Raw genomic sequence first — 13,257 nt, forward strand, 5'->3', positions numbered from 1 at the left:
CTCAGGCCTCGTCGATGTCGATGGACTCGATGACGACGTCCTCGAGCGGGCGGTCGCGGGGATCGGTGGCGACGGCGTTGAGCTCGTCCACGACCTTCTGGGAGGCCTCGTCCTTCACCTCGCCGAAGATGGTGTGCTTGCCGTTGAGCCAGCCGGTGGGCACGGAGGTGATGAAGAACTGCGAGCCGTTGGTGCCGGGGCCGGCGTTGGCCATGGCCAGCAGGTAGGGACGGTCGAACTGCAGCTCGGGGTGGATCTCGTCGCCGAACTGGTAGCCGGGGCCGCCGATGCCCATGCCGAGCGGGTCGCCGCCCTGGATCATGAAGTCCTTGATGATGCGGTGGAACACGGTGCCGGAGTACAGCGGGGCGCCGTTGTTCTTCTCACCGGTCTGCGGGTGGGTCCACTCCTGCTCGCCGGTGGCGAGGCCCACGAAGTTCTTCACGGTCTTCGGGGCGTGGTTGCCGAACAGCTCGACGACGATGTCGCCGTGGTTCGTGTGGATGGTCGCGGTGTGCGTCTTGTTCGCCATGCGCCCCATTGTTCCATCCGCGGCGGCGGGCCGTCCGGATCCCGCCGTCCGGGGGCGGGTCGTCCGCGATCGGCGTACGCCGTCCCGGCGGGCCGGGACCCGTGCCACGGCGGGGGTCGGCCACTAGGCTGGGCCTCGAGGACCACCGCGTTCAACGACCATCCAGAACCCACGGGAGGCATCACATGGCTCGCAAGACCCTGCACGACGAGATCCAGCACGACGGCGGCGCGAACGCGTTCGTCGCGCGCCAGGCGGAGAATCTGCGCCACTGGGCCGCCCCGAAGGTGGAGTCCACCCGCGCCTGGAGCGAGGTGGCCGCGGCGTACGGGCTGATCGGCGGCTCCGCAGCGGCCGAGGAGGGCCGTCGCAAGGCCCAGGACGCCAAGAAGGAGTACGGCCCCGTGGTCGAGCGCGGGGCGCGGAAGGCCGGTGAGGCCGTCGCGCACCAGTACGGGCTGCTGGCCCCGGCCGTCGCCAAGGGCGTGGACACCGTCCAGGACTTCTTCGAGCACCTGCAGGCCCAGGCGCAGGACGCCGGCCACGAGGTGCAGCAGCAGTTCGCCGCGGCGCGCAAGGATGCCGAGAAGGCCGCGAAGAAGGGCCGCCGTCGTGGGGGCCGCAAGGCCAAGCAGCTGCGCCGGGACGGCCGCCAGGCCGCCAAGGGTCTGCGCAAGGACGCGAAGAAGGCCGCCAAGGGCGCCCGCAAGGACGCCCAGCGGTCCGCCACCCTGTTCAGCGACCGTGCCGGTCAGGCCAAGGACGCCGCCGCGGCGGGCGGCCTGACCCTCGCCGGTCTCCTCGCCACGGGTCTGTCCGCGCTGCAGGAGCAGGGCGGGAAGGTGGCCCCGCAGGTGCAGGCCCGCCTGGCCGACGCCGGCGACTACGCCCAGCGCCGCAAGGAGGAGGTCCTCCCCGTGGCCGCCGCCCGCCTGGCCGACGGCGCCGCGCACGCCCGCAAGACCGCCCACGACGTCGAGGTCCCGGACGCCCTGGAGCAGGCGCTGATCAAGCTCACCGGGGACAAGGCGATCGTGAAGCGCCTGCGCAAGGGTGCCGAGCAGTACGCCGGCGCCGCCGAGAAGGACCTGAACCGTGCCGCCGGTCGCCGGGCCTCCCGCTCGGGTGGCCGCGCCTGGATCGTCGCGGGCATGGCGGCCGCCGCCGCCGGCGCCGGCTTCGCCCTGTGGCGCCTGACCAAGCCGGTGCAGGATCCGTGGACCGCCCCGGTGCCGGGCCCGATCACCGCGAACATCCCGGTGGTGGAGGCCAACAACCCCTACGCCCAGCAGCAGAAGGTCGTGGCCGAGGCCGGCTCGGCCGCGGCGGGCCAGGGCGTGCGGGTGGACACCGCCGCCCCGGACCCGGTGGCCGCCGCCAACGCGAAGGTGCTGGGCGTCCAGCCCGGGCAGCAGCGCTGACCCGCTTCCCCGCGCCCTGAGCGGACGTCGCCCGGCCCGCGCATCCTCGGCAGGACCGAGGGGGCGCGGGCCTTGTCCGCCGCCGGGAGCACGCGGGAGGCTGGGACCACCCGGGAACCCGACGCCGGGCGAAGGAGTGATCCGCATGAGCACGACCCTGACCCTCTTCGGCCACTCGGCCGTCCGCCTCGAGAAGGCCGGCCGGCGCCTCGCGTTCGACCCCGGCGCGTTCAGCGACGCGGCGGTCCTGGACGGCGCGGACGCCGTCCTCGTGACGCACAGCCACCCGGACCACGTGGTCCCCGAGCAGCTGACCAGGGCCGTGGCCGGCACGGAGGCGCACGTCTGGGCGCCACGGGACCTCACGGGGCCGCTGGCGGAGGCGGGACTCGACGCCGGGCGCGTGCACACGGCCGTCCCCGGGGAGACGTTCGAGGCCGCCGGCTTCCGGGTGGAGGTGCTCGGCGGGGAGCACGCGGTGATCCACGCCGAGGTGCCGCGCCCGGTCAACGTGTCCTACCTCGTGGACGGGGCCGTGCTGCACCCCGGCGACTCGTTCACGGTGCCGGACGCCGACGTCGAGGTGCTCCTGCTGCCCGCCGCGGCGCCGTGGTTGCGCATCGCGGACGTGGTGGACCAGATGCGGGCCATCGCGGCGACGCACACCCGCCCCATCCACGACGGCATCCTCAGCGAGGACGGCAAGGGCGTGGTGGACGGGGTGCTCTCGGGTCTCGCCGAGGGCGTGACCGACTACCGGCGCCTGGCCCCCGGGGAGCCCTGGACGTTCTGAGGCACGGGAAGGCGACGGCGGCCGGCCCGGGGCCGGTCACCAGCTGAGGGTGATCTCCAGCTCGGCGTCGCCGCCGTCCTCGACCTCGAGCTCCACCTCGAGGCCCACGCGGTCCGGGACGGTGACGACGACGTCGCGGCCTCCGTGCTCGACCCGCACCTCGTTCTGCCGGGAGAGCTGGTCGGCGAGGTCGCGCAGGCGTGCGGCGGCCTGCTCGCGGCTGAGGGTCTGCTGCTGCTCGTGCTCGAAGAGGTCCTTGCCCATGGCACCGACGGTAGCCGGTGGGCGGGGTGCGCGCGACGGACGGGCCCCGGCGCGGCCGCGCCGGGGCCCGTGCGGGTCAGCGGGATGCGGCCGGGCCGACGGCGGGGTCGTCGTCGCGGTGGATCTCGAAGCCGGGCGCCCGGTAGGTGGGCTCCCGGCGCTTGAGGGCGCGGATGACGAGCAGGGTCACCGGCACGATGAGGATCTCCACGAGCGTCTTGTAGCCGAAGCCGGTCACCGTGTAGTTCGCCAGTTCCAGCAGCGAGATCTTGCCGGCGTAGGCGATGGTGCAGAAGACCAGGGTGTCGAAGAACTGGCCGACCACGGTGGAGAGGATGAGCCGGAACGCCACGTGCCGTTCCTTCATGCGCTCCTTGAGGCGGACCACGATGGACGCGTTGAGCAGGGAGCCCACGAGGAACGCGACGATGCCGGCCACGGTGATCCGCAGCATGGGCGCGAGGGCCTGGTCCCAGACCTCGAAGTTCTCGACGGGCGTGGTCCAGGAGACCACCGTGTAGGTGAGGGCGGCGAGCACGAGCATCGCGAAGCCGAGGACGATGGCGCGGCGGGCCCGGCGCCAGCCGTACACCTCGGCGAGGATGTCGCCGACGATGTACGCGAACGGGAACAGGAAGGCGCCGCCGTCGAAGATGAGGGGGCCGCCGTCGTAGAAGAGGTCAGAGATGACCGGGACGGTGGGGCCGTAGAAGAGCTTGGCCGCGGTGACGCCGGAGAGGATGAGGAGGGCGATGAAGACGCCCACGAAGATGTCGTAGTAGCTCGCGGGCACCCGGGCGTAGGCCGGAGTGCCCTGCCCAGAGGCGGGTCGGTCGGGGGACGGGGTGTCGATGGTGGTGTTCACCGGACCATCCAACACCACACACGACGGCGACGGGCGCGGTGGGCGCGGACAGACCCACCCTGGGCATACGAAAGGGCCCGGGGGTCTCACGACTCCCGGGCCCTTCATCGGTGGAGGCAAGGGGACTCGAACCCCTAACCCCCTGCTTGCAAAGCAGGTGCGCTACCAATTGCGCCATGCCCCCGTGAGGACCGGTCAGTCCTCCGGTGCCGGCTCGACGCCGTCGGCGTCCTCCGGCAGGTCGTCCGTGGCCGTGGCCCAGACGTCCTTCCCCGCACTGTTCTCCCGCCAGAGACGCGCCCCGTAGGCGGCTGCCGCGGCGCCGACCACGAGGGCCACGCGTGCCAGTCGACCCATGGGAAGACCTCCGGAGACGAACGGAGCCCCAGCGGACCGGGGCTCTGTGTGGTGGGAGTGGGCGTACCAAGACTTGAACTTGGGACCTCTTCGTTATCAGCGAAGCGCTCTAACCGCCTGAGCTATACGCCCTCACCGTCGCTCACGACTGACGCCGTTCACAACAGGAGATGACTGTACCGGAACGCCGACGCCCCGCGCAAATCCGCGCGGGGCGTCGTCGAGGGTCGGCTCAGTCGTCCGCCAGCGTGACGCCGAGGCCGCCCACGAGGCTCGCGCAGAGGTTGTAGAGCAGCGCGGCCAGGGTGGCCAGGGCGGTCAGCAGGATGACGTTGACCACGGCCAGCACGGTGGCCAGCGAGGTCACGGTGCTCAGCGGAGCCAGGGACGCCACGGTGTAGCGCCCGGCCTCGGAACCGAGCACGGTGCCGATCACGTCGTTGACCCTGTCGAAGATCCCGAGGACGTCGGACAGCGAGTAGAGCGCCACCGCCGCCACCACCGTGAGGATGCCCAGCGCCACCGAGAGCAGGAACGCCAGCTTCAGCACGGACCACGGGTCCACCCGGGTCAGCACCAGGCGGGCGCGGCGCACCTTGGCCTTCGGGACGGCGCGGACCAGGTCCTCCTGCGAGGACCCGCTGGCCTTGCGCACCGGACGACCGGACCGCGGCTCGGCGGCCTTCCCGGTGCTCCGTCCCTGGCCGGGACGCGACGACGCGGACGTGCTCACTGCTCTCCTCCGTCTGCACCCTCACCGGCGTCCTGCGTCAGGGCGTCCTCCGGTGCGGCTACGGGGTCGGTCGGGTCGATGTCTGCGTCCAAGGGTACATCCGGCCCCGCCTCGGCCTCGGCGTCCGCCTTCGCCTCCATCTCCTGCTCGTTGTTCAGGGTGACGGCGACGATCCGGTCCCGCTTGTCCGGCTTGGCGAAGATCACGCCCATCGTGTCGCGGCCCTTGGCCGGCACGCCGGCGACGGCGGAGCGCACCACCTTGCCCGAGGCCATCACCACGAGGACCTCCTGGTCCTCGCGCACCACGAGACCGCCGGCGAGCTCGCCGCGGTCGTCCACGAGCTTGGCGACCTTGATGCCGAGGCCGCCGCGGTTCTGCAGGCGGTACTCGTCCACGTGGGTGCGCTTGGCGAAGCCGCCGTCCGTGACGGTGAAGACGTAGCCGTCCTCCTCCACCACGTCCATCGTCAGCAGGGAGTCGTCGTCGCGGAACTTCATGCCGGTCACGCCCGAGGTCGCACGGCCCATGGGACGCAGCGCCTCGTCCGTGGCGGTGAACCGCAGTGACTGGCCCTTGTGCGAGATCAGGATGAGGTCGTCGTCGGGCGAGACCACGCGGGCCGAGACCAGCTCGTCCCCCTCACGCAGCTTGATGGCGATCAGGCCGGCGGTGCGGTTCGTGTCGTAGTCCAGCAGCGGCGTCTTCTTCACGAGGCCGCCGCGCGTGGCGAGCACGAGGTACGGGGCCCGGCCGTAGTCCACGAGCGGCTGGATCTGGGCGATCCGCTCGTCCGGCTGGAACGCGAGCAGGTTGGCCACGTGCTGGCCCTTCGCGTCGCGGCCGGCCTCGAGCAGCTCGTACGTCTTGATGCGGTACACGCGGCCGAAGTTCGTGAAGAACAGCAGCCAGTGGTGCGTGGACACGGTCAGGAAGTGCTCGACGACGTCGTCGCCGCGCAGCGTCGCCCCGCGCACGCCCTTGCCGCCGCGTGCCTGGGACCGGTACTGGTCGATCCGGGTGCGCTTGACGTAGCCGCCGCGGGTGATGGAGACGACCATCTCCTCCTCGGGGATCAGGTCCTCGATGGACATGTCCCCGTCGAAGCCGGCCATGATCTCGGTGCGGCGGTCGTCGCCGTGCTTGGCCACGATCTCGGCGAGCTCCTCGGAGATGACCTCGCGCTGACGCTGCGGGGACTCCAGGATCCGGTTGTACTCGGCGATCTTCGCCATGAGGTCGTCGTACTCGTCCTGGATCTTCTGGGACTCCAGGGCGGCGAGCTGGCGCAGCTGCATCTGCAGGATGGCCTGGGCCTGGACGTCGTCGATGTCCAGGAGCTCCTTGAGGGCCTCGCGGGCCACGTCCGCCGAGGCCGAGCGGCGGATGGTCGCGATGACCTCGTCCAGCATGTCCAGGGCCTTGAGCAGGCCGCGCAGGATGTGCGCGCGCTCCTCGGCCTTGCGCTTGCGGAACGCGGTGCGGCGCACGATCACGTCGATCTGGTGCTTCACCCAGTGGTGCACGAAGCCGTCCAGGGACAGGGTGCGCGGCACGCCGTCCACGAGCGCGAGCATGTTGGCCGAGAAGTTCGACTGCAGCTCGGTGTGCTTGTAGAGGTTATTCAGCACCACCTTGGCGACGGCGTCGCGCTTGAGCACGATCACCAGGCGTTGGCCGGTGCGGCCGGAGGTCTCGTCGCGCATGTCCGCGATGCCGTTGATCTTGCCGTCCCGCACCATCTCCGCGATCTTCGCGGCGAGGTTGTCCGGGTTGGTCATGTAGGGCAGCTCGGTGACCACGAGGCACGTGCGGCCCTGGATCTCCTCCACGTTGACCACAGCGCGCATGGTGATGGGCCCGCGGCCGGTCCGGTAGACCTCCTCGATGCCCTTGCGGCCCAGGATCTGGGCGCCCGTGGGGAAGTCGGGGCCGTGCACGCGGGCCAGGAGTGCCTCGAGCAGCTCCTCGCGGGTGGCCTCGGGGTGCTCGAGGTACCACTGCACGCCCGCGGCCACCTCGCGCATGTTGTGCGGCGGGATGTTCGTGGCCATGCCGACGGCGATGCCCGAGGAGCCGTTGACCAGCAGGTTCGGGTACCGGGCTGGCAGGACGACGGGCTCCTGCTGCTTGCCGTCGTAGTTGTCCTGCATCTCGACGGTGTCCTCGTCGATGTCCCGGACCATCTCCATGGCCAGCGGGGCCATCTTGGTCTCGGTGTAGCGCTGGGCGGCCGCGCCGTCGTTGCCCGGGGAGCCGAAGTTGCCCTGGCCGAGCGCCAGCGGGTAGCGCTGGACCCAGTCCTGGATGAGGCGCACGAGGGCGTCGTAGATCGCGGTGTCGCCGTGCGGGTGGTAGTTGCCCATCACGTCGCCCACCACGCGGGCGGACTTGTTGAACGCGCGGTCCGGGCGGTAGCCGCCGTCGTACATCGCGTAGAGCACGCGACGGTGCACGGGCTTGAGGCCGTCGCGCACGTCCGGCAGCGCGCGGCCGACGATCACGGCCATCGCGTAGTCCAGGTACGAGCGCTTCATCTCCGACTCGAGGTCGACGGGCTCGACCTTGTCGGCGGCGCCCTCGGGGAGCACGTAGTGCTCGACCTCGATGTCCAGGCCGGTCTGCGGGGGCTGCGGGGTCGGGGCGCCCTCGACGGGCTCGTCCGGGGTCTGGGGGGTGGTCTCGTCGCTCACGCGGGTCCTCTCGTGCTCCCCGCGGCGGCGGGGAGGGTGGTCGGCTCAGGCAGGTCTGCGGGTCCGGCTCAGACGTCCAGGAAGCGGATGTCCTTGGCGTTCTGCTGGATGAAGGTGCGGCGGGACTCCACGTCCTCGCCCATGAGCATGGAGAAGACGGCGTCCGCGGCGGCGGCGTCCTCCATGGTCACCTGCAGCAGGGTGCGGTGCTCCGGATCCATGGTGGTGTCCCAGAGCTCCTGGTAGTTCATCTCGCCCAGGCCCTTGTAGCGCTGCACGCCGTTGTCCTTGGGGTAGCGCCAGCCCTTGGCCAGGCCGGCCTCGACGGCGGCGTCGCGCTCGTCGTCCGAGAACACGTAGTCGTGCGGGGCGTTGGACCACTTGATGCGGTACAGCGGCGGCTGCGCGAGGAACACGTGGCCGGCCTCGATGAGCGGGCGCATGTACCGGAACAGCACGGTCAGCAGCAGCGTGGTGATGTGCTGGCCGTCCACGTCCGCGTCCGCCATGAGCACGATCTTGTGGTACCGCAGCTTGGAGATGTCGAACTCCTCGCCGATGTTGGTGCCGAACGCCGTGATCATCGACTGGATCTCGGCGTTGCCGAGGGCCTTGTCGAGGCGGGCGCGCTCCACGTTCAGGATCTTGCCGCGCAGCGGCAGGATGGCCTGCGTCTCCGGGTTGCGGCCCTGCTTGGCCGAGCCGCCGGCGGAGTCGCCCTCCACGATGTACACCTCGCAGCGCTCGGGGTCCTTCGAGGAGCAGTCGGCCAGCTTGCCGGGCATGCCGAAGGACTCCAGCGGGGACTTGCGGCGCGCGTTGTCCCGAGCCTTGCGGGCAGCCAGGCGGGCGTGCGAGGCCATGATGGCCTTGCGGATGATCTCCTTGGCCGGGCCCGGATTGCGCTCGAACCAGTCGCCGAGGTGGTCCGTGACCGCCTTGGACACGAACCCGCGGGCCTCGGAGTTGCCGAGCTTGGTCTTGGTCTGGCCCTCGAACTGCGGCTCGGAGAGCTTCACGGAGATCACGGCGGTCAGGCCCTCGCGAATGTCCTCGCCCGTGAGGTTGTCCTCCTTGGGCTTGAGGATCTCCTTCTCCCGCGCGTACCGGTTGACCAGGGAGGTCAGCGCGGCGCGGAAGCCCTCCTCGTGGGTGCCGCCCTCGTGGGTGTTGATCGTGTTCGCGTAGGTGTGCACGGACTCCGAGTAGGCGGAGGTCCACTGCATGGCCACCTCGACGGCCATGGAGCGGCCGTCCGAGACGTCCTCGGCCTCGAAGGCGATGACGTCGTCGTGGACGTACTCGACCTTCTTGGCGGAGTTGAGGTGCTGGACGTAGTCGAGCAGGCCGTTCTCGTACAGGTAGGTGACGGAGCGGCGCTGGGGCTCCTGCTCCGCCTCCTCCGCCAGGCCGTTCTCCGCGACGTCCTCACCGGCGGCGCCCTCGCCCGCGATCTCGTCGTCGACGACCTCGTTGGACTCCTGGACGCGTTCGTCCGTGAGGGTGATGCGCAGGCCCTTGTTGAGGAAGGCCATCTGCTGGAAGCGGGCGCGCAGGGTCTCGTAGTCGAACTCGATCGAGTCGAAGATCTCCGAGTCCGGGTAGAACGTCTGCACGGTGCCCGTGGCGTCCGTGGCCTCACCCTTGACCAGCTCGCCCTGGGGCACGCCGCCGTCCGCGAAGGACATGCGCCACACGTGCCCCTGACGGCGGACCTCGGTGTCCACGCGGCGGGAGAGCGCGTTGACCACGGAGATGCCCACGCCGTGCAGGCCGCCCGAGACGGCGTAGCCGCCGCCGCCGAACTTGCCGCCGGCGTGCAGGATCGTCATGACGACCTCGACGGTCGGCTTCCCCTCGGTGGGGTGCAGGTCCACGGGGATGCCGCGGCCGTCGTCCGCCACGCGCACGCCGCCGTCGGCCTGCAGCGTGACGTCGATGCCGGTGGCGTAGCCGGCCAGCGCCTCGTCCACGGAGTTGTCCACGACCTCGTACACGAGGTGATGCAGGCCCCGCGGGCCGGTGGAGCCGATGTACATGCCGGGGCGCTTGCGGACGGCCTCGAGGCCCTCGAGCACGGTGATGGCGCTGGCGCCGTACTCACCGGGCACCTTCCGGTCCTTCACCGGGGCCTCGGGCTGCCCGACGGCGTCCGGCACGGCCTCCGGGTTCGGCGCGGCCGACGCGGCGGTCGGCTCCTCCGCGGGGTTCTCGGGCATGGCGTCAACCACGGGTGGCTCACTTCCTCGGACGTCGGCGGCAGGGTCGACCCGCGCGCAGGCGCGCGACGCCGCCCGGACAGGACCGGCACGCGACACGCTCCCGCAGATCCACGGGGGCGGGGGACGGACGACGGCCGGCCCCCTTTCACTGGTCCCAGTGTACCGCCTGGCACCCCGAGGGCCCGCATCGACGGGGGTCCGCCACGGGAGAACACCCGCTCAGCGGCCAGGGACACGGCTCAGGACGTGCGCAGGAGACCGCCCATGCCTCCCGGGCCGTCACCGACCCTGTGAGCGCGCCAGAGCGGCGCCCATGGCCTCGCCGCGTCCGGGACGTCGTCGGGCGGCGCGGGGGCGGCCCCGGACTCAGCCGTAGGTGTCGCGCGGCCCCCGGCCGCCGCGCACGGTGCGCGGCCCCTTGCGCCAGCTCGGGGCCTGCGGCCCCGCCACCTCGATGCGGGTCACGACGCCGGGCCCGAGCGCCTCGTCGAAGCGCTGCAGGAGCACGGGGCTCATCAGGCGCAGCTGCGTGGCCCACGCGGTGGAGCTCGTCCGGACCCGCACCACGGAGTCCTCGAAGCTCTCCGGGCGGCAGTGCAGCGCGATCTCCGGCCCCACCAGCTCGGCCCAGCGGGTGAGCACGGAGCCGACCGCCACAGGGGTGGACCAGCCGCGGTCGCGGATGAGCCGGCCGAACACGGTGGACACCGTGGCCGGGTCCCGGTCCGCACCCCCGAACGGGCGCCGACGGTCCTGCCGCTCCCGGCCGGCCGACGTCGTGCCCGCCATGGCCCCGGCCAGGCCCGCGCCCGTCCCCCGCGCCCGCAGCGGCGCCTCGCCCCGCTCCCGGGCGGCCTCGCGGACCCGACGCAGCTGCACGAGCGCCAGGTCCGGCCGGTCCGGCTCGAACGGGGCGGGGGTCTCAGCCATCGGCGCCGCCCTCGCGCCGGGGCTCGCGGATGTCCCCCTCCACGGGGGCCGCGGCGGCCACGGCCTCGGAGCCCTCCGCGTCCTGGCGGATGAGCACGCGGTGGGCCGTGAGCTCCTCGGGGACGTCCTCGAGCGCGGCGGCCGTGACGATCACCTGCTCGGCCCGGTGGACGAGCGCGGCGAGGCGGCGGCGACGGGCGGCGTCGAGCTCCGCGAACACGTCGTCCAGGATCAGGACGGGGCGGGCGTCGGGGTCCGGGTCGTCGGCCACGAGCACGTCGTAGGCCGCCATGCGCAGGGCCAGGGCCAGCGACCACGTCTCCCCGTGGGAGGCGTAGCCGCGCGCGGGCGCCGGGCCCAGGAAGAGGGCGAGCTCGTCCCGGTGGGGGCCCACCAGGGTGAGCGACCGCGCCCGCTCCTCCTCCCGCTGGGCCTCGAGCGTCCGGCGCATGTCCGCGGCCAGGTCCGCCACGGCCGGGACCTCCGCGTGGGTGCCGCGGGCCAGCGGGACGGTGGACTCGTAGGCGTAGGCCGCCGCCTTGGAGCCGTTGGTCAGCGCCGCGTACATCTCCTGGAGGGGGCGGGCCAGCAGGCGCAGCACGTACAGGCGGCCGTGGAGCAGGCGGGCGCCGGCGGCGCAGAGGTGCTCGTCCCAGACGGCGAGGGTCGCGTCCTCCTCGGGGCCCCAGCGGCGAGAGCCGCGGCTCGACTTGAGCAGGGCGTTGCGCTGGCGCAGCACGCGTTCGTAGTCGGCGGCGGCCTCGCCGAGGGCCGGACGCAGCTGCACCATGAGCTGGTCGAGGAGACGACGGCGGCCACCGGGCTCCCCCGTCACGAGGCTCAAGTCCTCCGGGGCGAAGACCACGGTGCGCAGGATCCCGAGGCCCTCCTTCGCCCGCACGGGGGCACCGCGGTTGATGGCCACCCGGTTGGACCGGCCCGGCAGGATCTCCAGCTCGAGGGCGACGGTGCGGGAACCGCGGTGCACGCGTCCGGCGATCCGGGCCCGGTCCCGGCCGAAGCGCACGAGCTGCGCGTCCGAGCTGACCCGGTGGGACTGCTGGGCGCCGAGGTAGCCGATCGCCTCCACGAGGTTGGTCTTGCCCACCCCGTTGGCCCCGAGCAGCACCGTGGACCCCGGCGTCAGCTCCAGGTCGGCCCAGCGGTAGGACCGGAAATCCGCGACGGTGAGGTGGGACAGGTACACGGGAGCGTCGGGCCCCCTGCGTCAGGCGATGCGCACCGGCATCACGAGGTAGCGGTAGTCGGAGACGACGCCGTCCTCCTGGTTCACGCCGGTGAGCAGGGCGGGCTTGGGCGCGGAGGTGAAGGCGAAGCGCACCTGCGGCTGGTCCACCACGGCCAGGCCCTCGGAGAGGTAGGACGGGTTGAACGCCACGGTGATGTCCTCGCCCTCGAGCGTGCACGGCACGGACTCGTTGGCGCTCGCGTCGTCGCCGGTGCCGGCGTCCAGGGTGACCTGGCCGTCCGTGAACACCATGCGCAGGGCGGTGTTGCGCTCGGCCACGAGGGCCACGCGGCGGGACGCCTCGACCAGGGCGGCGGTGTCCACCACGGCCTGGATGGGGCTGGACTCGGGGAAGAGCGAGCGGATCTTGGGGTACTCGCCGTCCACGAGCACGGAGGTGGTGCGGCGGCCGCCGGAGGCGAAGCCCACGAGGTCGGCGGTCTGACCGAGCAGGATCTCCAGGTCGCCGCCGGAGCCGAGGGACTTGGCGACCTCGGTGAGCGTGCGCGCCTTGATGAGCAGCGACGTCGAGAGGGACGGGTCCGCCGGGGTCCAGCGGATCTCCTTCATGGCCAGCCGGTAGCGGTCCGTGGCCAGGAAGGTCATGGTGTCGCCCTCGATCTCCACCTTCACGGCGGTGAGGATCGGCAGGGTGTCGTCCTTGGAGGCGGCGACGGTGACCTGGGCGACGGCGTGGGCGAACGCGGCCCCGTCCACGGTGCCCGCGGGGGCCGGCAGCTCGGGCAGGGCCGGGTAGTCGCCCACGGGCATCGTGGCCAGGGCGAAGCGGGAGGAGCGGCACGTGACGAGCACCTTGCCGCCGTCGAGCTCCACCGTGACCTGGGCCTGAGGCAGGGAGCGGACGATGTCGTTCAGCAGGCGGCCGGAGACGAGCACCTGGCCCGCGGTCTCGACGTCCGCCTCGATCTCCAGGCGTGCGGAGGTCTCGTAGTCGAAGCTCGCGATGGACACGATGCCGGCCTCGGCCGTGATCAGCAGGCCCGAGAGCACCGGCACCGGCGGGCGCGGGGACAGGGAGCGGGCGGCCCAGGAGACGGCGTCGGTGAGGATGTCGCGTTCGACGGTGAACTTCACGAGCTGCACTGCCTCTCTGGGGGTGATGACGGGGGTTGCGGGCCCGGGGGGAACGGCGACACGCGGGCCTCAGCATAGGCGGTCCGTGCGGCGGGTGTCAGGT

The 13,257-nt window shown here is 72.1% G+C and carries 12 protein-coding genes and 2 tRNA genes; 2 read left to right on the top strand and 12 right to left on the bottom strand.

All coding sequences use genetic code 11. The annotated features are described in order from the left end of the window. Position 1: 1 nt before the first annotated feature. A complete protein-coding gene (locus ACUXPL_RS06155; protein WP_010079725.1) occupies positions 2-532 on the bottom strand; it encodes a peptidylprolyl isomerase in 531 nt (176 codons plus the stop codon). Between the two features lie 185 nt (positions 533-717). Between ACUXPL_RS06155 and ACUXPL_RS06160 the strand changes: the two genes are divergently transcribed. Continuing rightward, positions 718-1,953: a hypothetical protein gene (locus tag ACUXPL_RS06160; protein ID WP_454182596.1), complete on the top strand. Its 1,236-nt coding sequence runs from the start codon at positions 718-720 to the stop codon at positions 1,951-1,953. Between the two features lie 145 nt (positions 1,954-2,098). Beyond that, positions 2,099-2,746 carry an MBL fold metallo-hydrolase gene (locus ACUXPL_RS06165; protein ID WP_454182597.1) on the top strand — a complete coding sequence of 216 codons (648 nt, stop codon included), beginning with the start codon at positions 2,099-2,101 and terminating at the stop codon, positions 2,744-2,746. 36 nt (positions 2,747-2,782) lie between these two features. Here ACUXPL_RS06165 and ACUXPL_RS06170 read toward each other — a convergent pair whose 3' ends face one another. The 11 genes from ACUXPL_RS06170 to dnaN all read right to left on the bottom strand — a co-directional run bounded on the left by ACUXPL_RS06170 (position 2,783) and on the right by dnaN (position 13,154). Continuing rightward, entirely contained in the window at positions 2,783-3,010 is a 228-nt protein-coding gene (locus ACUXPL_RS06170; RefSeq protein ID WP_020624434.1) for an amphi-Trp domain-containing protein, read from the bottom strand. Positions 3,011-3,086: 76 nt separating this feature from the next. Continuing rightward, positions 3,087-3,875 (bottom strand): queuosine precursor transporter, encoded by a 789-nt coding sequence (locus ACUXPL_RS06175; protein WP_454182598.1) that lies wholly within the window; start codon positions 3,873-3,875, stop codon positions 3,087-3,089. A gap of 111 nt (positions 3,876-3,986) precedes the next feature. Then, positions 3,987-4,059 (bottom strand) — tRNA-Ala (locus ACUXPL_RS06180). A gap of 11 nt (positions 4,060-4,070) precedes the next feature. Next, complete coding sequence (locus ACUXPL_RS06185; protein WP_010079767.1) at positions 4,071-4,232, bottom strand: hypothetical protein; 162 nt, start codon at positions 4,230-4,232, stop codon at positions 4,071-4,073. A 58-nt stretch (positions 4,233-4,290) separates the two neighbouring features. Further along, positions 4,291-4,364: transfer RNA gene (locus ACUXPL_RS06190), tRNA-Ile, on the bottom strand. Positions 4,365-4,464: 100 nt separating this feature from the next. Then, positions 4,465-4,965, bottom strand: coding sequence for a DUF3566 domain-containing protein (locus tag ACUXPL_RS06195; protein WP_454182599.1), 501 nt, complete (start codon positions 4,963-4,965; stop codon positions 4,465-4,467). Next, positions 4,962-7,658 (bottom strand): DNA gyrase subunit A, encoded by a 2,697-nt coding sequence (gyrA, locus tag ACUXPL_RS06200; RefSeq protein WP_406890850.1) that lies wholly within the window; start codon positions 7,656-7,658, stop codon positions 4,962-4,964. The genes ACUXPL_RS06195 and gyrA overlap by 4 nt, the downstream gene beginning before the upstream one ends. 68 nt (positions 7,659-7,726) lie before the next feature. Continuing rightward, positions 7,727-9,877: a DNA topoisomerase (ATP-hydrolyzing) subunit B gene (gyrB, locus tag ACUXPL_RS06205; RefSeq protein ID WP_454182600.1), complete on the bottom strand. Its 2,151-nt coding sequence runs from the start codon at positions 9,875-9,877 to the stop codon at positions 7,727-7,729. Positions 9,878-10,246: 369 nt separating this feature from the next. Then, the gene (locus tag ACUXPL_RS06210; RefSeq protein WP_010079771.1) at positions 10,247-10,810 is read right to left on the bottom strand and encodes a DUF721 domain-containing protein; all 564 of its coding nucleotides are present in this window, start codon (positions 10,808-10,810) and stop codon (positions 10,247-10,249) included. Further along, the gene (recF, locus tag ACUXPL_RS06215) at positions 10,803-12,017 is read right to left on the bottom strand and encodes a DNA replication/repair protein RecF (RefSeq protein WP_454182601.1); all 1,215 of its coding nucleotides are present in this window, start codon (positions 12,015-12,017) and stop codon (positions 10,803-10,805) included. Before recF ends, ACUXPL_RS06210 begins: the two co-directional genes overlap by 8 nt. 21 nt (positions 12,018-12,038) lie before the next feature. Further along, on the bottom strand, positions 12,039-13,154 hold the full coding sequence (gene dnaN / locus ACUXPL_RS06220; protein ID WP_454182603.1) for a DNA polymerase III subunit beta: 1,116 nt from the start codon (positions 13,152-13,154) through the stop codon (positions 12,039-12,041). Between the last annotated feature and the right edge of the window lie 103 nt (positions 13,155-13,257).

The organism is Micrococcus sp. 140720015-1, from assembly GCF_053627595.1.